The sequence below is a fragment of the Hymenobacter puniceus genome (assembly GCF_014333525.1).
Taxonomy (GTDB): domain Bacteria; phylum Bacteroidota; class Bacteroidia; order Cytophagales; family Hymenobacteraceae; genus Hymenobacter.
This window is the reverse complement of record NZ_JACSCX010000001.1, coordinates 1-17,365: the sequence shown is the minus strand read 5'-3', so window position 1 is coordinate 17,365 and position 17,365 is coordinate 1. Positions and strand designations below refer to the sequence as shown.

Genomic DNA, 17,365 nt, shown 5'->3' with positions numbered 1-17,365 from the left:
TTGTTAGGATTTCAACCCCGGAATCTGGTAACTTTACCCTATGAAAACGCCTGCTGAATACCTGCAATGCCCGGTTTTTGAACTGACGTATCCAACGGGCGAAGCTGCCGAATCGGTGCCCGTAGTAGCCTACGACGATGCGCTGCGTGCCGTAGACGCCGCTCTTGCCGATGCCGAAAAGTATAAGTATCTGCTGATGCGTGCATTGCGCCGCAACCGTGCCGAGTCGGCCGTGGGTCCGGCCCTGGTGCCGCCGGCTTCCAACGTGCGCGAATTTTCCATAAGCCCCTCCACTCCGGTGTTTCCGCTGTACCCGGATGAGCAGGCGGCCTAAGCCTGCCGGGGAATGAAAATAGCCAACGAAAAAGCCCCGAACCATTCCGGTTCGGGGCTTTTTCGTGTTTAAGATTACTGCCAGCGTCCTGCCAGCTCCCGGGCCAGTGCCACTGCCTGTTCTCGCAGCTCTGGTACTGCCGTCGATTCAAAGTAGGCCGGGCGGCGGCTGGGGCCCAGCGTGAACAGCACCGGCGAAGGTTGACTCTGCAGGTTAAGCAGCGCGCCGTGCTCATCCGTGCGAATACCCAGGCGCAGCGCGTCCGGCACAAGGTGGCCAGCGTCGCGGAGGCTGCGTACCAGCGGGTGGTTGATGCGGCTGTAGTCGAGTAGCGGCCCGGTGCAGCTGACAACGTGCTGAGTGCGGATGATGGTTTCGGTGTGGTGGTGCTGGGTGTGCACCAGTAGGTCGTTGTTATCAGCCACACTGATGCTGCGGACCCGGCCCGTGTGCATTCGGGCCTGGCCGGTAGCTAGCATGTCGCGCACAATAGCGTCGTTTTGTGGAGGGCTGCGGTGCCGCAGCACGGCCCAGATGGACGCCAGATGCCGCAGAAACCGCGCCTGCTCTGCTAGCGGCCACGCCGCCCAGATGCGCCCTAGATGCGGCCGGAGCGAGTCGAACACGGGGCGCCAGTCGTGGCCCTGCACGGCCGCTTCCCGGACGCGGCGGCGTACCGCGGCCAGCACTTCCGCCACGGTAGTCATGCTCTGCAGCTCGGCGTGGTAGAAGCTGGGGTAGGAGGGTGTGGTGGGGCCATGCACCACCGGCCAGCGCTGGTGCCTCGACACGATGGTAACCGGGGCCCGGTGGCCATCGGCGCGCAAGCCCAGCAGCACATCCACGGCCGTCAGCCCCGAGCCAATCAGCAGTACCTCATCCTCTAGACCAATCGTGCGCAAAGCTCCGGTTGCCCAAGGGTTGCCGTGGAAGTTCGGGTGCGTGAGGTAAGCGCCCGGGCCAGCCGGGGAAAGCGGCGGAAAGTTGCCCAACGCCAGCACCACCGCATCTGAAACCAGCGTGGTGCCATCTGTAAGGCGTACTGTAGCCTGGCAGCCAGCTGGCATAACCTCAACCGCCGTGGCTGCTTGCGCGTGCCACACAAATTGCAGCCCGTTAGTTGCCGGGCGAGCCAGCAAGCCAGCCACCAGTTCCTGCAGATAGCGGCCGTAGGTCTGGCGTGAGCAGAATTCCTGCTCACACGTCAGGTCGTTGGCTCGTAGCCAGTCCGTGAAATGCGTGGGCTGTTCGGGGAAGGCGCTGATGCCGGCGGCCCGCACGTTGAGCAGGTACTCGGGGCGGCGCGCGGTGTAGGCCAGGCCGGGGCCCGGCACCGGCCGGGGCTCCACCAAGTGCACCGTGCCGCCAGCCCACGCTCCCGGCTGCCGCGCTAGCTGCAACGCCACCATCGAGCCCGAAAAGCCTCCCCCCAGAATCGTAATTGTCGGCTGCTGCAAGTGGGAAGGGTGGTTGAGGTGGCAAATGGCGCCGAAAAAATGGGTGAAAAATAGTTCTTAACAAATCTGAGTATGATATGCCGGACCATCAGGCTGCTCCTGAAAAGCAGCAGCCCGGCCGTGGCGCTACCACAACCGGGCTGCTGATGCCGCTGGGCCCTGTTCTACTAGAAAAAGCCGGCCGTAAGCCCTCGAATATCGAATCCGAATAAAATTAGGGCCGACTACAGATAAGTATTCGGCACCAGGTAATTGCGCACGTAGTCGTTGATGCCGTCTTCGAGGCGGGTGAAGGGCCGCTCGTAGCCGATGCCGCGCAGCTTGCTCATATCGGCCTGCGTGAAGTACTGGTACTTGTCGCGAATGTCTTCCGGCGTGTCCACGAAACGGATATCAGCCGTGCGGTCGAGGGCGGCGAAGGTGTTGAGGGCCAGGTCGAGGAAGGTGCGGGCCTCGCCGGTGCCCAGGTTGTAGATGCCGGAATTGCGGCGGTAGTGCATCAGAAACAAACACACCTCTACCACATCCTTCACATATACAAAGTCGCGCATCTGGCCACCATCCGTGAAGTTGGGGTTGTGCGAGCGGAACAGCGTCATGGAGCCGGTTTTGCGGATCTGCTCGAAAGCGTGCAGAATCACGGACGCCATGCGGCCCTTGTGGTACTCGTTGGGGCCATAGACGTTGAAAAACTTCAGCCCAGCCCAGAAAAACGGCTTCTCGGGCTGATTGATGGCCCAGTTGTCGAAGTCGTTCTTGGAGTCGCCGTAGGGGTTCAGCGGGCGGTAGAGCGGCAGCAGCGCGTCGTCGTGGTCGGAGTAGCCGAGCGTGCCCGAGCCATACGTGGCCGCCGACGAGGCATACACCAGCGGCAGCTGATACTGCACGCAGGCCTGCCACATCCGCTTGGAATAGTCGAGGTTCAGCAAATCCAGCACAGCGCGGTCCTGCTCGGTGGTGTCGGTGCGGGCCCCCAGGTGAAAGATGAACTCCACTTCGGCGTGGTTGACGTCGAGCCACTCAAAAAACTCGTTGCGGTCCACGTATTCACGCAGGCGCTTGCCGGTGAGGTTGGCCAGCTTGCGCTCCACGGCGAAGTTATCGACCACCACAATGTCGTTGAAATTGGCGGCGTTGAGGCGGGTAACAAGGCAGCTGGCAATAAAGCCGGCGGCTCCGGTGACGACTATCATAAGGCAGGGATTTTCACCAAAAGTAAAGCACAGACGACGCGGATTGCTGAGATACTGTTGATTTCTTTCCCGCTGCCGCCCTGCATGTGGCTTCGCCCGACGGCGGCGCCTGCCGGAAACAGCACCGTGCACGAAGTGCCGCTTCGTGGTACTTTTGAGCTATGCCTTCCTTTTTCCGGCGCCTGACGCCGCTGTTGCTGGCCGCGCTGGCCGCCTGCCACTCCGACCCGCCCGTCACATCCGCCCCTACCTCGCCCGCTGCCCCCCAGCAGCTCCGCGACGACCTAGGCCGCCCATTACAGGTAGCGGCCCGGCCGCGCCGCATCATGGCGCTGGCCGCCTCCAGCACCGAAATGCTCTACGCCGTAGCCGATACGGCCACCATCATTGCCCGCACCCAGGTCTGCGACTATCCGGCCGCCGCGCTGCGCAAGCCCGTAGTCAGTAGCTACCCGCTGGATATGGAAAAGCTGGTGGCTTTGCACCCCGATGTGGTATTTACGGTGGAAGGCATTACGTCGCAGGAAGACGCGGCGCGGCTGTCCGGTTTCGGTATCCCGGTGTATTTCCAGCGATTCACGACGGTGGAAGACGTGTTCCGGGGCTTGCAGGACATGGGCCGCATCCTGGGCCGCCAGCCCCAGGCCCGCCGCCTCACCGACTCGCTGCGGCAGGAGCTGCGGGCCGTGGCAGCAGCCACTCCACTGCGCCGGGTGCCGCCGCGCGTGCTGGCCATCACCTGGCAGGACCCGATTTATGCGTATGGCCAGAACACGCTCTTCACCGATAAAATCCGGCTGTCTGGTGGCCAGAACGCCGTAGTCGAGCAGTTCGCGCAGCCCTACCCGGCCCTCACCCGCGAGTACATCCTCAAACTCAACCCCGATGTGCTTATTGGCGGCAGCTTCGGCAAGCTGGACAGCACCTTCTTCCGCAACTACCCGGAGCTGAAGCGCATCCAGGCGTACCAGCAGCGCCGCGTCTACGGCATCACCGGCAGCCTCATGGAGCGGCCCGGCCCGCGTGTGGTAGAGTCGGTGCGGGAGCTACAGCGGCTGTTGAAAGGAAAGTAACTGTCATTCCGAGCGCAGCGAGGAATCTGGGTTGCTGCTGTGTAGGTACCCCAGATTCTTCGCTGCGCTCGAAATGACAGCCAGCCACTACTTTTGCCGCTGATGAACCGACCTGCTCTGCCCTGGATTGTGGCTAGCCTGCTGCTGATGCTGGGGCTGGTGGTGCTGGGGCTGCGCATTGGTTCCTATGCTACCAGCTACTCCTTCGTCTGGCAGACACTCACCCACTACAACCCCCAAGACCCGGCGCAACTGGTGCTGCTGGAGTTGCGTCTGCCCCGGATTCTGCTGGCGCTGCTGGCCGGCGGCAGCTTGGCGTTCAGCGGCTACCTGATGCAGGCCATGGTCAATAACCCGTTGGCTGACCCCTATCTGCTGGGCACGGCCTCGGGTGGGTCGTTGGGCGCTATTCTGGCGTATTCGCTACTGCCGGTGCTCACGGTTGGTGGCTTCTATCTGCCGCCGCTGTTTGCGCTGGCCGGGGCGCTGGGCACCACGCTGGTGGTGGTGGCCGTGGGCAGCCGCCGGGGCCAGATTCTGCCGGCGCAGCTGCTGCTGGCGGGTGTGGCGCTGGGCTCTCTTACCACGGCTATTGGGGGCGTTTTCACGTTTTTGTCGGCCACGCAGGAGAAGCTGCGCAGTGTCACGTTCTGGGCGGCCGGCAGCTTCGAGCGGGCCGGCTGGAGCGTGCTGCCGTATCCGGCGCTGCTGCTGGCGGCGGCGCTGCTGCTTTTCGGCTTCGTGCAGAAAGACCTGAATATTCTGCTGCTGGGCGAGGAGCGGGCGCAGGCGCTGGGCGTGCGGGTGGCCCGCACCCGCTGGCTGCTGCTGCTCATGGCCTCGGCCCTCACCGGCTGCGTGGTGGCGCTGTGCGGTCCGGTGGGGTTTGTGGGCCTGATGGTGCCGCACCTCACGCGCTGGCTGCTGGGCGTCACGGGCCGCGCCAACATGTTGTTCTGCGCGCTGCTCGGTGCCAATTTCCTGCTGGCCTGCGACCTGCTGGCGCGGATGCTCTACCCGCCGGCCGGCCTGCCAGTGGGCCTGGTCACGGCCCTGTTCGGCGTACCGTTCTTCGTATATTTGCTGCGGCAGAAAGGGTCTTAGTGACTTGGGGGCCTGGGGTCTTGGATGATGTTCAACGGCGCTTTGCTTCTCTTTTCCAGACTCTTAACGCCCCGCTTTAGTAGTGGCTTAGGAAATCAGTCCGTCAGGTTTTGCCAGGACCTTGTTTCCGCAAACCAAGACCCTAAGCCCCCAAGACCCCACAAACCATGATTTATATTAGCCGACAGGAACACTTCAACGCCGCACACAAGCTCTACAACCCCAAATGGAGCGAGGAGCGTAACCGGGAAGTGTTCGGTCCCTGCGCCAATACCAACTGGCACGGCCACAACTTCGACCTCATCGTGACCGTGAAGGGCAAGCCTGACCCCGAAACCGGTTTCGTCATCGACCTCAAGCAGCTCAGCACCGTCATCCGCACGCACATCATCGACCAGGTCGACCACAAAAACCTGAACCTCGATGTGCCGTTCATGCAGGGCCAGATGGCCAGCACCGAAAACCTGGCCATTGCCTTCTGGCAAATTCTGGCTCCCGAAATCGAGCGAATTTCCCCCGCCCGCCTGCATAGCATCAAGCTCTACGAAACGCCCCGCAACTTTGTGGAGTACCTCGGCGAGTAGAACAAGCAATAATGTACGAAACGGTCATGCTGAGCCTGCCGAAGCATTTCTACCGCTTCGTCTGAACAGTATTACAACGAAGCGCGAAAGATGCTTTGGAGGTTCAGCATGACGTTCTAAAAGTCGCAACCAACTAGATGAAATACTACCTCATTGCGGGCGAGCGGTCCGGCGATTTTCACGCGTCGAGCCTGATGGCCGAACTGCAGCAGCAAGACCCGCAGGCCGAGTTCCGGTTCTGGGGCGGCGACCTGATGCAGGCCGTGGGCGGTACGCAGGTGCGCCACTACCAGGAAATGGCCATCATGGGCTTCTGGGAAGCGGCCACGAGCGTGCTCAAGTTCCGCGGCTACCTCAAAGAAGCCCAGCGCGACCTACTCGAGTACAAGCCTGACGTGTTGATTTTAGTGGATTATGCCGGCTTCAACCTGCGCGTGGCCAAGTTCGCCAAAGAACAGGGTATTAAGGTGTTTTACTACATTTCACCAAAAATCTGGGCTTGGAACCAGGGGCGCGTGCACAACGTGAAGAAGCTCGTGGACCGCATGTTCGTCATCCTGCCCTTCGAGAAAGACTTCTACCAGCGTTTCGGCTATGAAGTCGACTATATCGGCAACCCCATTTCCGACTCGGTAGCCGAGCACCAAGTGTCGGCTGACTTCTACCAGCGCAACCACCTCGACCCCGAGCGGCCCATTATTGCGGTGCTGCCTGGCTCGCGCAAGCAGGAAATCGAGGAAATGCTCTACGAAATGACGGCCATCATCCCGCCGTTTCTGCAGTACCAGTTCGTGGTGGCCGGCGTCGATAACCTCGACTCCAACTACTACGCAAACTTCGAGCGCAACAACGTCCGCATCATCTTCGACCAAACCTACGACCTACTGGCGCACGCCAAGGCCGCGCTGGTCACCAGCGGCACCGCCACGCTGGAAACTGCCTTGTTCGACGTGCCGCAGGTGGTGTGCTACCGCACTAGCGCCGTGTCCTACGCAATAGGCAAAGCCGTCATCAAGGTACCCTACATCTCGCTTGTCAACCTCATTGCCGATAAGGAAGTGGTAAAAGAGCTGATTCAAGGCGACTTCAACTCCCGCAACCTCGTCACGGAGCTGAAAAAAGTAACTGCCGACGAAGCCTTCATTGCCCAGCAAAAAGCTGGCTACGCCGAAATTCGCGAGAAGCTAGGCCAGCAGAACTCTGCCGAAAAAGCCGCTAAGCTGATGGTGGGGTATTTGAAGGGGTAAATATTATGTGTCTTGGGACAGGGAGTAAAGACTTGCCATCTTCTCTAAGTCCAGGGTGTACTCGTACGTATTTATTCTATTCATAGTATTTCTGGCTACAACACCTTCGTTTTCCAATTCTGAAAGGGCATTTAGGAATGATGCTAAATTCTTAAATGCCCTTTTTTTGTTTAGATCTGATTCAATAAAGTCCCAGACTTTGCGTGCTTCAAAACCTTGATACTTGAAGGTGCCAAAGCAATAATCGAAGTCAATACTTTTACCACCCAGTCTGCAGAAGCACCCTATACCGTGAAAGCTGTAATACAGCACTTCATCATTTAAGGTGATGGTTGCACTTCTGGGAATAAGCCTAGCATTTTTGGCGAGTATGGGAGGCTTGTCTAACTGGTAGAAACGCGTGATTATCTGGTTGCAGTGCGCAACAAGCTTCTCGTACTCTAATAAGTATTGCGCTAATTCTATTCTGTTCTGCATCAATGCTGAAACAACTCCTGCAGCACGGCGCATACCTCTTGAGCAGCCGTATCTGGCAGCATTCCTAGCTTCCGTATTAGTCGGGTTTTATCTACTGAGCGAATCTGGTCGAGTGCCACTTGGCCTTCTTTGGCTTGGAACTCACAGCTCACCCGCGAAGGATAGTTGCGGCGGGTGCTGGTCAGGGCCGCAACGATGACGGTGCGCAGGTGGCGGTTCAGCTCATTAGGAGAGATGATAACACACGGGCGGGTCTTGTTGATTTCGCTGCCTTGGGTGGGGTCAAGGTTTACGAGCCATACCTCAAACCGGATAATGGCTACCATGTCCACTCGTCTTCAGAGGCATCGGCAAACCCTTCCAGCATTTCGCTCTCGGGCTCTTCACCCGCTGCCTTCGCTGCGGCAAATCGGGCATCCCAATCCTGGCGGGCCGGCCGAACCACGGGCGTAATCAGCAAGCCTTCGGGAGTAGCCCGCAGGTCTACCTCGCCCGACAGATGATATTGTTGCAGCAGTTTCTTCGGTAGCACAATCCCCTGGGAATTGCCTACCCGGATGATGCGGGTTTGCATAGACATGAAAGTACGTACAAAGTAATTACAAACGAAGTTGGCTTTTGCTTTTGTTCCGTTTTTTGGTGACTACAACGAAAAAGGCAGAACCGGTTAGGTTCTGCCTTTTGCATCTGCATCTGATGTTCTCTACGCTGCCCGTAGCTGCTTGATGGCCGTCTGCTCGAACTTGCTCCGGGCGTATTCTTCGTCAATCACCAGTTCCTTCACGCCTTCCTCAGAAGGCATGTCGAACATGGCGTCGGTCATGATGCCTTCGCAGATGCTGCGCAGGCCGCGGGCTCCGAGGCGGTACTCGTCGGCTTTCACCACAATGTACTCTAGCGCGCCTTCCGAGAAGGTGAGGTGGATACCTTCCATCTCGAACAGGCGCTGATACTGCTTCACGATAGAGTTCTTGGGCTCCGTCAGGATTTTGCGCAGCGTGGCGTGGTCGAGCGGGTTGAGATGCGTGAGCACTGGCAGGCGGCCAATCAGCTCCGGAATCAGACCGAATGCTTTCAAGTCCTGGGCCGTTACATAGCGCAGGAAGTTGTTGGTGTCTACTTTCTCGTCGAGCTGCGTTTTGGCGAAGCCAATTGGCTTGGTGTTGAGGCGGTTTTTGATGATGCGCTCAATGCCCACGAAGGCGCCGCCGCAGATGAACAGGATATTCTCGGTGTTCACCGTAATCATCTTCTGCTCGGGGTGCTTGCGGCCGCCGTGCGGGGGCACGTTCACCGTCGTGCCTTCCAGCAGCTTCAGCATGGCCTGCTGCACACCTTCGCCGCTCACGTCGCGCGTGATGCTGGGGTTGTCGCTCTTGCGGGCAATCTTGTCGATTTCGTCGATGTAGACGATGCCACGCTCGGCGGCTTCCACGTTGTAGTCGGCGGCCTGCAGCAAGCGTGTCAGGATGCTTTCCACATCTTCACCCACGTAGCCGGCTTCGGTTAGCACGGTAGCGTCGGCAATGCAGAACGGTACTTGCAGAATGTTGGCCAGCATACGCGTCAGGAAGGTTTTGCCGGTACCGGTTTCGCCTACCATGATGATGTTGCTTTTCTCAATCACCACGTCGTCCTTGCTGGTGCTGGGCTTCTGCATCAGGCGCTTGTAGTGGTTGTACACCGCCACCGACATTACCTTCTTGGCTTCATCCTGGCCTACCACGTACTGGTCGAGGTAGTCCTTCATTTCGCGCGGCTTCACAAGGTTGAACTTCGGCGCTTTCGAGTTCGTCCGAATCTTGTTTTCCTCGTTCAGAATCTGCTGGGCTTGCCCGACGCACCGCTCACAGATGTGGGCGTTGATGCCGGATATCATCACCGAAACATCTTTCTTATTCTTTCCGCAGAAGGAACACGTTATATCTGCCATTGCCAAGGGAACTCTCAGGATAGGGGAGGAGAGGCAGGTTGCGCTACTCCACCTCAAAGGTACGAAAAGGCCAACGCCCTGCACGGCTAAAAAAGTGCCGATGAGTTGGGTGTCTACTTAAACAAAAAAGCCCGCCGAAGCGAGCTTTTAAGTGATAAAGAACAGCAGGCTGAGTTCGCCAAAGCATCTCTACCGCATCACCAGTCAAATAAGTTAGCCAGCGGTGGGAATGCTTCGGCAAGCTCAGTCTGACGGCATGACGGGACGTCAGGCGGCCGGTTACTCCGCCTTTTTCTTCTCCAGAACCTCGTCAATCAGGCCGTACTCTTTGGCCTCGTCGGCGCGCATCCAGTAGTCACGATCGGAGTTGTCGTGGATTTCCTGGTAGGTTTTGCCGGTGTGCTCGGCCAGAATGTCGTACAGCTCTTTCTTAAGCTTGAGAATCTCGCGGGCCGTGATTTCGATATCCGACGACTGGCCTTGCGCGCCACCCGATGGCTGGTGAATCATGACGCGGGCGTGGGGCAAAGCCGAACGCTTGTTCTTGGCGCCACCGGCCAGCAGTACCGCACCCATCGAAGCTGCCAGACCTGTGCAGATGGTGGCCACGTCGGGGTTCACATACTGCATGGTGTCGTAGATGCCGAGGCCAGCATACACCGAGCCGCCGGGCGAATTGATGTAGAGCAGGATGTCCTTTTTGGCGTCCACCGACTCCAGGAACAGCATTTGCGCTGTCAGGATGTTGGCAATGTAGTCATCGACGGCCGTGCCCAGGAACACAATCCGGTCCATAATGAGGCGCGAAAACACGTCAATTTCAGCAAAGCGCGTTGGCCGCTCTTCAATTACCGAGCGAGTCATGCCGGTGGGCAGGATCAGGCCGTTGCGGGTCTGGCCTTCTACGTGTTGGATATATTGGTCAACGCCCAGACCGTTCAGGCCCTGGCCATGGACGGCGAATTTGCGGAACTCTTTCTTATTCAGCATGGGAGAAAATGGGGGAGATGAAATGAGTCAAACGAAATGCGTGGACAACAAAAAAGCCCATACGGCAAGTAAGGGCTTTTTTGTTGGTTCGAAAACCGAAAATGTCAGCGCTTAGCCGGCATTCTGATTGCGGAAGTCCTCGGCCGTAATCGGGTTGTCGTTAACAACAACTTTGCCGCGCAGGTTTTCCAGCACCCGCTCTGCCAGAATGGCCTCATACTCGCTCACGTAGTTTTTGCCGTTTTCCTGGCGTAGGTAGTTGTCAGCGAAGCCACGTACCGACTCTTCCAGCTCCGGGGTCATTTCCATGTTGAACTGGCCCAGGATTTTCTGCATCGTGCGGTCCACGATTTCCTCGTTGGAAACCTTCAGCTCCTGCTCTTCCACCACTTTGTTGCGGATCAGGCTCCACTTCAGCTCCTTCTCGTAGTCGTCGTAGTGCTCCTCAATCTGCTCGGCGGTCAGCTTGCCTTCGTTGGCGCGCAGCAACCATTTCTTGAAGAACTCCTTCGGAATCTCAATCGTGGTGCTTTCCAGCATCTTGTCGATGATCTGGCGGTTCATCAGGTTGTCCGACTCCCGGTCGTAGTTTTCCTGTACCGTGCTGCGCACCTTCTCTTCGTACTCCTCCTTCGAGGTCACGATGTCTTTGCCAAACACCTTGTCGAACAGCTCCTGGTTGTGCTCAGGGGTCGCGCTCCGGTTGATTTTGTCTACCGTCAGCGTGTATTCGCCTTCTACAGCGGCAGCTTCCTCTTTGCTGAATCCAGTGAAGTTGCGGATAGCTGACTCGTCGCCGAAAGCGTCCTTCAGGTCGAACGTTACCACGTCGCCGGACTTCACACCAACGAATTTATCAGCGCCGTTCTTTACTTTATTGATGGGCAGTAGCACCGGGCGGCCTTCGCCTTCTTCACCGGCCTTCGCCAGCTTGCCGGTCAGGTAATCACCTGCTTCCGAAACCTCGGGCTCCGAGTTTTCACCAAACTGACGGCCAATCTGCTCGTAGGTTTCGTTGAGGGTGTTTTCGTCAAGGTCAACCTTATGGCGGTCAACGGTTACGCTCTGGTCGGCAGGCAGCTCGAAGTCGGGCAGCAAGCCTAGCTCGAACTGAAATGCGTAGTCTTTCTGCGCGTCCAGGTCGATGTTGTTGGACATCGGCAGGGGCTCGCCCAGGATTTTGAGGTTGTTGTCTTTGATATAGCCGTCTACTGCCTTACCCAGCAACGCGTTGATTTCGTCGGCCAAAATGCCTTTGCCGTACATCTTGCGCACCAGCGTAGCCGGTACTTTGCCTGGGCGGAACCCTTTGATCTGCGCCTTCTTGCTGTAGTCCTTCAGCTTGGCATCAACCGCCGGAGCATAGTCAGCCTCCGTGAGGTTTACTGTCAGGATGGCATTCAGTTGGTCGTCTTTCTTGTCGAGGGTAATGTCCAAAACGAGGGTCGGTTAAGGGTACTACGGGTGTAAACAACGGGCAAAACCCGGTTAAAAAGAAACCCCCAACGGGTGGGTTGAGGGTTTGAGAAGCGGTTTGTAAAGTCAAAACCAAACTACTGTGCGGATGGAGGGACTCGAACCCACACGCCTTGCGGCACCAGATCCTAAGTCTGGCACGTCTACCAATTTCGCCACATCCGCGTCCGGAGGCCAACTGCCTCGGGGGCGCAAAGCTACGGAAGCCAATTGAAAATTCCAATGTAGCCGGCGCTTTAGCTTTTCAGTAGACTTTCTTATCCGACACAAGAGGTGAGTAAGAGGGGCCTGAAGGCTGTTTTAGCAGGACTGTTTGCCGGTGCGCACCATCCGGGGCAGCGCATTGTTCAAGAATAGTCAGCGGCCATATTCTGCCCGGCGCAGGCCAAAGCTTGCGCTTCATGCCGTACTTTAGCATCTCTTGACTCTGGCGCCCTGGCGCCGCCCGTGTAGCATGGCCACCCTCATCGACCCCGAAATAGAGCGCCAGGAAATCCTGCGCCAATACCGCCGCCTCCTCCGCACGGCCAAGCCGTATCTGAAGGAAGGCGACGCTAAGCTGATCAAAAAGGCATTCAATACCTCACTGGAGGCCCACAAAGACATGCGCCGCAAGTCCGGTGAGCCCTACATTCTGCACCCGCTGGCAGTAGCGCAGATTGTGGTAGAGGAAATCGGGCTGGGCACTACCAGCATTGTGGCGGCGCTGCTGCACGATGTGGTGGAGGATACACCTTGGGAAATTGCCGACGTGGAGCGCGAGTTTGGCCATAAGGTGGCCCGCATTGTCGATGGCCTAACCAAAATATCGGGCGTTTTCGAGTACGGTACTTCTGAGCAGGCCGAGAACTTCCGCAAGATGCTGCTCACGCTTTCCGAAGATGTGCGCGTGATTCTCATCAAGCTCGCCGACCGTCTGCACAACATGCGGACCCTCGACTCAATGCCGCGTCACAAGCAGCTCAAGATTTCGTCGGAAACTATCTACCTCTACGCACCGCTGGCCCACCGGCTGGGCCTCTACGCCATTAAAACCGAGCTGGAAGACCTGCACCTCAAATACACCGATACAGAGGTGTACAATGAACTGGTAAACCGCGTGCGCCAGAGCCGCAGTGCCCGTAACCGGTTTATCAAGGAGTTTGTGCAGCCGATTGACGAAGAGCTGTCGGCGCAGGGCTTCTCGTTTGAAATCAAGGGCCGCCCCAAAAGCATCTACTCTATCTTAAAGAAGATGCGCAAACAGAACATCACCTTCGACGAGGTGTATGACCTGTTTGCCATCCGCGTGATTCTGGAAGTGCCGCAGGAGCAGGAGAAGGCCGCGTGCTGGCAGGTCTACAGTATCGTCACGGACTTCTACCAGCCCAACCCCGACCGGCTGCGCGATTGGGTGAGCACGCCCAAAGCCAACGGCTACGAAAGTCTGCATACCACTGTTATGAGCCGCTCAGGCCAATGGGTGGAAGTGCAGATCCGGAGCCGCCGCATGGACGACATTGCCGAGAAAGGCTATGCCGCCCACTGGAAGTACAAAGACACCGGTGCTATTCAGCCCGAATCCACGCTGGAAGCCTGGATCAACAAAGTGCGCGAAATGCTCGAAACCAACAATTCCAGTGCGCTGGAATTCATGGACGAGTTTCGCCAGAACCTATTTGTAAAGGAGGTATATGCCTTCACGCCTAAAGGCAAACTGATTATTCTACCTGATAAAGCCACAGCGCTGGATTTTGCCTTCGATATCCACACCCATATCGGGTTGCAATGCCTCGGCGCTAAGGTTAACCAGAAACTACAGCCGCTAAGCTACCAGCTCCGCAACGGCGACCAGGTCGAAATCCTGACGTCGCAGAAGCAAAAGCCCACCGAAGAATGGCTGCAGTACGTCATCACCTCCAAGGCCCGCTCCAAAATCAAGGACTGGCTCCGCGACGACAAACGGGCTAAAGCCGAGGATGGCCGTTTCCTGGTGGAAAAGCGGCTGGAACTCTTAGGCGTAGAGTTTTCACCTGAAAATCTGAACCGACTGCTGGCGCACTTCAACACCTATAGTGTGCAGGAGTTCTATTACCGTATTGCCATCGGGCAGCTGGATGGCCGCGAAATCAAGGCCGATCTGTTTAAGGCCGCCGTAGAGGCCACCCGCCCGCCGTCGAAGCTGGAGCCTAAAGCCTTCGACCACGAAGTGCAGAAAGTGCGCGGTGTGAATGCTAACATGCTGGTTATTGGCGAACAGACCGACAAGTTTGACTACAGCATTGCGCCCTGCTGCAACCCCATTCCCGGCGACGACGTGTTCGGCTTCGAAACCGAAAACGGTATTGTCATCCACCGTACATCGTGCCCCAAAGCCGTACAGATGATGTCTAACTACGGCAACCGTATCGTGCGCGCCAAATGGACCGACCAGTTAGAGCTGGCGTTTCTGGCTGGCATCCGCATCAAAGGCTCCGATAGGGTAGGGCTCGTGAATGACGTCACGCGCATCATCAGCAACAGCCTCAAAGTGAACATGCGCTCCATCACTATCGACTCGGATGACGGTATGTTTGAAGGACAGATTATGGTCTTCGTCAACGATACGGCGCATCTGGACAAGCTCATCCAGCGTCTATCACGCGTGAATGGGGTTTTGGTGGTACAGCGCTTCGATACGTAACAGCTAGTAGTTTTAAAAAGCTCTAGTGAAAACTGCTAGTACAAAACGGTATAAAACCGCCAAGCAGTTCAGAGCGTCCTGAACTGTCTGGCGGGCACTCCCGCCTAGTTGCCGTATCTTTGCTTCACTCCTTAATATAGTGGGTCGCCTAAAATGCTCGACAAGGAAAAGTACGAGGAAGTGAAAAAGATCTTCACTGCCTACCTCGAAAATAAAGGACTGCGCAAAACGTCTGAGCGGTACGCCATCTTAGAGGAAATATATTCTCGCACCGGCCATTTCGACGTAGAAGAGCTGTATGCTGGTATGAAAACTCAGGGCCTGCAGGTAAGCCGTGCCACCGTCTACAACACCCTGGATTTGTTGGTGGAGCACGGCTTAGTCAGCAAGCACCAGTTCGGCCGCAACCTAGCGCAGTACGAGAAAAGTTACGGCTACCGCCAGCACGACCACGTCATCTGCACCGAATGCCACAAGGTGGTCGAGTTCTGCGATCCGCGCATCCACGGCATACAAACCATGGTCGGGGAGTTACTCAACTTCCATATCTTGCACCACTCTTTAAACCTATACGGCGTGTGCGGCGACTGCCGTGCCAAAGCCGCCGCCCGTTCTCAAGCTGAATGAAAACAGAATCCTCCGTCCAAGACGGCATCCTCTTCGTGCGCCTTTCCGGCGACCTAATCGGCAGCCCCGATACGCAGCAACTCCTGCAGTCCGTAGATCAGCAATTGGGTGAAGAAGCCCGTCACTGTGCCATCGACCTCTCCGAAGTGCGCTACATCAACAGCACCGGAATTGGCGTGTTGGTGTCGCTGCTCACCAAGTTTCGGAGCCGCGGCGGCGAGCTGGTGCTAATCAACCCCGCTGAACACCCCCGTAAGATGCTTGCGCTAACCAAGCTGAATGCCATTTTCTCTATTGCAGACGACGAACAGTCGGCTGCTCAACAGTTAAAAGCCGCGAACTAATGCCCGTTGACGTACTAGTAGGATTGCAGTGGGGAGACGAGGGCAAAGGCAAGATTGTCGACGTGCTGGCCCCCACCTACGACGTAGTAGCCCGCTTCCAAGGTGGCCCCAATGCCGGCCATACCCTTACTTTCGATGGTACCAAGCACGTGCTACACCAGGTGCCCTCCGGTATTTTTCATCCCCACATCATCAACGTAGTCGGCAACGGCGTGGTGCTCGACCCGGTTGTGTTCCGGCAAGAGCTCCAGAAACTCACCGACCGTGGCGTTGATTGGGGCCAGAACCTCTACATTTCCCGCAAAGCCCAGTTGATTCTGCCTTCGCACCGCGCCCTCGACCGTATCAACGAAGAAGCCCGCGGCGGTAGCAAGATAGGTTCTACCCTGAAGGGCATCGGCCCAACCTACCAAGACAAAATCGGTCGTACCGGCCTCCGCGTCGGCGACATTCTGCTGCCGGATTTCCAGCAGCGCTATCAGGAGGCCGTAGCCCGCCACACCACCCTCGCAGAATTCCACGGCCGCGGCCTCGAAATTGAAGAATTCGAGGCCGATTTCTTTTCCGCCGTCGACTTCCTGCGCACGCTCAAACTCACAGACACCGAGTATCTGCTCAACGACCTGCTGCGCCAAGGCAAAAACGTACTGGCCGAAGGCGCGCAGGGCTCCATGTTGGATATTGACTTCGGTACCTATCCCTACGTCACGTCTTCCAGCACCATTGTGGCCGGTGCCTGCACGGGCCTCGGTATTGCCCCGCGGCACATCAATAAGGTGTACGGAATCAGCAAAGCCTACTGCACCCGCGTTGGGAGCGGCCCGTTCCCAACCGAGTTGCACGATGAAGTAGGGGAGCAGATCCGCCAGGCCGGTCGGGAGTTTGGCTCCACCACCGGCCGCCCGCGCCGCTGCGGCTGGATCGATTTACCGGCTTTGCGCTATAGCATTATGCTGAACGGCGTCACCGAAATCCACCTGATGAAGGCCGACGTGCTCGACGAGTTTGATGAAATTCAAGTGTGCACGCACTACGAGCTTCCCAACGGCGAACAAACCGACCATCTACCAGACCACGGCGACTTAGCGCGGCTCACTCCTGTATATAAGAGCCTATCCGGCTGGCGCACCCATTTGCAGTCCATTACCGATCCTAATGTTCTGCCACAAGCGCTTAAAGCATACGTGAAGTTTCTAGAGGAGCACCTAGAAGTGCCAGTAAGTATCGTGAGCGTAGGCCCTGATAGAGTGAGTACACTACATCTTATATAAGTAACATTCATTATACACAAAGGCACCCGAGGCATTTCCTAGTTGAAATAGCCCGGGTGTCTTCGTGTATGCGGTATTTCAGTATAACATGCCTATAGTCAGCACTAGGGTAAAGGTTTGCTGCTCAAAAATATATTCAGGCTGCTTATATAAACAGTAGGACAAGCACTTAGCTTGCTTAAGTCGTATTTGATGAGAATAGAGGAGTAAAACTTTGCCTTTTGATTTGCAAAAGCCAACAAGCAACGTACCTTTGCAGCCCGCTTCAACCGGAAAGGGACACGAGAAACACTAGGCGAGGAAAAACAGCAAAACTTTTTCTTGCAGACTGCAAAAGCTTGTGTACCTTTGCAGCCCGCTTCAACCGGAAGGCGGCACACTGACAGAAAGTCGAGAAAAGCCAGCAAGATTTTTCTTGCAACTTCGAAAAGGTCGTTGTACCTTTGCAGCCCGCTTCGCTCGGAAGGGGCAGCGCAGCTTATGACTACGGACTTCCTTGTGGAGTCACCGAGTTCTACCAGAAGGGTGGGACGCACGTTCTTTGAATGGATGGAAATGACAAATGGGTAAGCTTTCCTGCGCGCCTTCTTTCG

18 protein-coding genes and 1 tRNA gene are annotated in these 17,365 nt (G+C 57.0%); 9 read left to right on the top strand and 10 right to left on the bottom strand.

Annotated features, from left to right (window positions below; translation table 11 throughout):
* The first annotated feature begins 40 nt into the window (after positions 1 to 40).
* Positions 41 to 334 carry a hypothetical protein gene (locus tag H8B14_RS00090; RefSeq protein WP_187313607.1) on the top strand — a complete coding sequence of 98 codons (294 nt, stop codon included), beginning with the start codon at positions 41 to 43 and terminating at the stop codon, positions 332 to 334.
* Positions 335 to 408: 74 nt separating this feature from the next.
* Here the strand turns inward: H8B14_RS00090 and H8B14_RS00085 are convergent, their stop codons facing one another.
* Positions 409 to 1,791: an FAD/NAD(P)-binding protein gene (locus H8B14_RS00085; protein ID WP_187313606.1), complete on the bottom strand. Its 1,383-nt coding sequence runs from the start codon at positions 1,789 to 1,791 to the stop codon at positions 409 to 411.
* A gap of 224 nt (positions 1,792 to 2,015) precedes the next feature.
* Positions 2,016 to 2,984 (bottom strand): ADP-glyceromanno-heptose 6-epimerase, encoded by a 969-nt coding sequence (gene rfaD, locus H8B14_RS00080; RefSeq protein ID WP_187313605.1) that lies wholly within the window; start codon positions 2,982 to 2,984, stop codon positions 2,016 to 2,018.
* A gap of 161 nt (positions 2,985 to 3,145) precedes the next feature.
* On the opposite strand from rfaD, the gene H8B14_RS00075 reads away from it, so the two are divergent.
* From H8B14_RS00075 to lpxB, 4 genes are all read left to right on the top strand, one after another.
* Positions 3,146 to 4,057, top strand: a complete 912-nt coding sequence (locus H8B14_RS00075) for an ABC transporter substrate-binding protein (protein WP_187313604.1) — start codon at positions 3,146 to 3,148, stop codon at positions 4,055 to 4,057.
* 102 nt (positions 4,058 to 4,159) lie between these two features.
* Complete coding sequence (locus tag H8B14_RS00070; protein WP_187313603.1) at positions 4,160 to 5,161, top strand: FecCD family ABC transporter permease; 1,002 nt, start codon at positions 4,160 to 4,162, stop codon at positions 5,159 to 5,161.
* 167 nt (positions 5,162 to 5,328) lie between these two features.
* The gene (locus H8B14_RS00065; RefSeq protein WP_187313602.1) at positions 5,329 to 5,745 is read left to right on the top strand and encodes a 6-pyruvoyl trahydropterin synthase family protein; all 417 of its coding nucleotides are present in this window, start codon (positions 5,329 to 5,331) and stop codon (positions 5,743 to 5,745) included.
* Positions 5,746 to 5,882: 137 nt separating this feature from the next.
* Complete coding sequence (gene lpxB, locus H8B14_RS00060) at positions 5,883 to 6,992, top strand: lipid-A-disaccharide synthase (protein ID WP_187313601.1); 1,110 nt, start codon at positions 5,883 to 5,885, stop codon at positions 6,990 to 6,992.
* A 3-nt stretch (positions 6,993 to 6,995) separates the two neighbouring features.
* On the opposite strand, the gene H8B14_RS00055 is transcribed toward lpxB, so the two are convergent.
* The 7 genes from H8B14_RS00055 to H8B14_RS00025 form a co-directional block, all read right to left on the bottom strand.
* Positions 6,996 to 7,502 (bottom strand): DUF6896 domain-containing protein, encoded by a 507-nt coding sequence (locus H8B14_RS00055; RefSeq protein WP_187313600.1) that lies wholly within the window; start codon positions 7,500 to 7,502, stop codon positions 6,996 to 6,998.
* On the bottom strand, positions 7,469 to 7,795 hold the full coding sequence (locus tag H8B14_RS00050; RefSeq protein ID WP_187313599.1) for a type II toxin-antitoxin system PemK/MazF family toxin: 327 nt from the start codon (positions 7,793 to 7,795) through the stop codon (positions 7,469 to 7,471). Before H8B14_RS00050 ends, H8B14_RS00055 begins: the two co-directional genes overlap by 34 nt.
* Complete coding sequence (locus tag H8B14_RS00045; RefSeq protein WP_187313598.1) at positions 7,789 to 8,049, bottom strand: AbrB/MazE/SpoVT family DNA-binding domain-containing protein; 261 nt, start codon at positions 8,047 to 8,049, stop codon at positions 7,789 to 7,791. Before H8B14_RS00045 ends, H8B14_RS00050 begins: the two co-directional genes overlap by 7 nt.
* A 123-nt stretch (positions 8,050 to 8,172) precedes the next feature.
* Positions 8,173 to 9,402, bottom strand: a complete 1,230-nt coding sequence (gene clpX, locus H8B14_RS00040) for an ATP-dependent Clp protease ATP-binding subunit ClpX (RefSeq protein WP_187313597.1) — start codon at positions 9,400 to 9,402, stop codon at positions 8,173 to 8,175.
* Positions 9,403 to 9,681: 279 nt separating this feature from the next.
* On the bottom strand, positions 9,682 to 10,392 hold the full coding sequence (locus H8B14_RS00035) for a ClpP family protease (RefSeq protein ID WP_261989825.1): 711 nt from the start codon (positions 10,390 to 10,392) through the stop codon (positions 9,682 to 9,684).
* Between the two features lie 111 nt (positions 10,393 to 10,503).
* Complete coding sequence (tig, locus tag H8B14_RS00030) at positions 10,504 to 11,829, bottom strand: trigger factor (protein ID WP_187313596.1); 1,326 nt, start codon at positions 11,827 to 11,829, stop codon at positions 10,504 to 10,506.
* 122 nt (positions 11,830 to 11,951) lie between these two features.
* Positions 11,952 to 12,033 (bottom strand) — tRNA-Leu (locus tag H8B14_RS00025).
* Positions 12,034 to 12,322: 289 nt separating this feature from the next.
* On the opposite strand from H8B14_RS00025, the gene H8B14_RS00020 reads away from it, so the two are divergent.
* The 4 genes from H8B14_RS00020 (at position 12,323) to H8B14_RS00005 (ending at position 16,772) form a co-directional block, all read left to right on the top strand.
* Complete coding sequence (locus tag H8B14_RS00020; RefSeq protein ID WP_187313595.1) at positions 12,323 to 14,530, top strand: RelA/SpoT family protein; 2,208 nt, start codon at positions 12,323 to 12,325, stop codon at positions 14,528 to 14,530.
* Positions 14,531 to 14,683: 153 nt separating this feature from the next.
* The gene (locus H8B14_RS00015) at positions 14,684 to 15,157 is read left to right on the top strand and encodes a Fur family transcriptional regulator (protein WP_044016825.1); all 474 of its coding nucleotides are present in this window, start codon (positions 14,684 to 14,686) and stop codon (positions 15,155 to 15,157) included.
* The gene (locus H8B14_RS00010) at positions 15,154 to 15,501 is read left to right on the top strand and encodes an STAS domain-containing protein (RefSeq protein WP_187313594.1); all 348 of its coding nucleotides are present in this window, start codon (positions 15,154 to 15,156) and stop codon (positions 15,499 to 15,501) included. Before H8B14_RS00015 ends, H8B14_RS00010 begins: the two co-directional genes overlap by 4 nt.
* Positions 15,501 to 16,772, top strand: coding sequence for an adenylosuccinate synthase (locus H8B14_RS00005; protein WP_187313593.1), 1,272 nt, complete (start codon positions 15,501 to 15,503; stop codon positions 16,770 to 16,772). The genes H8B14_RS00010 and H8B14_RS00005 overlap by 1 nt, the downstream gene beginning before the upstream one ends.
* Positions 16,773 to 16,876: 104 nt before the next feature.
* On the opposite strand, the gene H8B14_RS20840 is transcribed toward H8B14_RS00005, so the two are convergent.
* On the bottom strand, positions 16,877 to 17,365 hold a 489-nt coding region (locus H8B14_RS20840; RefSeq protein ID WP_222840520.1), incomplete at its 5' end, for a hypothetical protein.

Coding starts and splice junctions, on each gene's coding strand:
- H8B14_RS00090 (WP_187313607.1), top strand. CDS start 41: ATGAAAACGCCTGCTGAATACCTGCAATGCCCGGTTTTTGAACTGACG.
- rfaD (WP_187313605.1), bottom strand. CDS start 2,984: ATGATAGTCGTCACCGGAGCCGCCGGCTTTATTGCCAGCTGCCTTGTT.
- H8B14_RS00075 (WP_187313604.1), top strand. CDS start 3,146: ATGCCTTCCTTTTTCCGGCGCCTGACGCCGCTGTTGCTGGCCGCGCTG.
- H8B14_RS00070 (WP_187313603.1), top strand. CDS start 4,160: ATGAACCGACCTGCTCTGCCCTGGATTGTGGCTAGCCTGCTGCTGATG.
- H8B14_RS00065 (WP_187313602.1), top strand. CDS start 5,329: ATGATTTATATTAGCCGACAGGAACACTTCAACGCCGCACACAAGCTC.
- lpxB (WP_187313601.1), top strand. CDS start 5,883: ATGAAATACTACCTCATTGCGGGCGAGCGGTCCGGCGATTTTCACGCG.
- H8B14_RS00055 (WP_187313600.1), bottom strand. CDS start 7,502: ATGCGCCGTGCTGCAGGAGTTGTTTCAGCATTGATGCAGAACAGAATA.
- H8B14_RS00050 (WP_187313599.1), bottom strand. CDS start 7,795: ATGGTAGCCATTATCCGGTTTGAGGTATGGCTCGTAAACCTTGACCCC.
- H8B14_RS00045 (WP_187313598.1), bottom strand. CDS start 8,049: ATGTCTATGCAAACCCGCATCATCCGGGTAGGCAATTCCCAGGGGATT.
- clpX (WP_187313597.1), bottom strand. CDS start 9,402: ATGGCAGATATAACGTGTTCCTTCTGCGGAAAGAATAAGAAAGATGTT.
- H8B14_RS00035 (WP_261989825.1), bottom strand. CDS start 10,392: ATGCTGAATAAGAAAGAGTTCCGCAAATTCGCCGTCCATGGCCAGGGC.
- H8B14_RS00020 (WP_187313595.1), top strand. CDS start 12,323: ATGGCCACCCTCATCGACCCCGAAATAGAGCGCCAGGAAATCCTGCGC.
- H8B14_RS00015 (WP_044016825.1), top strand. CDS start 14,684: ATGCTCGACAAGGAAAAGTACGAGGAAGTGAAAAAGATCTTCACTGCC.
- H8B14_RS00010 (WP_187313594.1), top strand. CDS start 15,154: ATGAAAACAGAATCCTCCGTCCAAGACGGCATCCTCTTCGTGCGCCTT.
- H8B14_RS00005 (WP_187313593.1), top strand. CDS start 15,501: ATGCCCGTTGACGTACTAGTAGGATTGCAGTGGGGAGACGAGGGCAAA.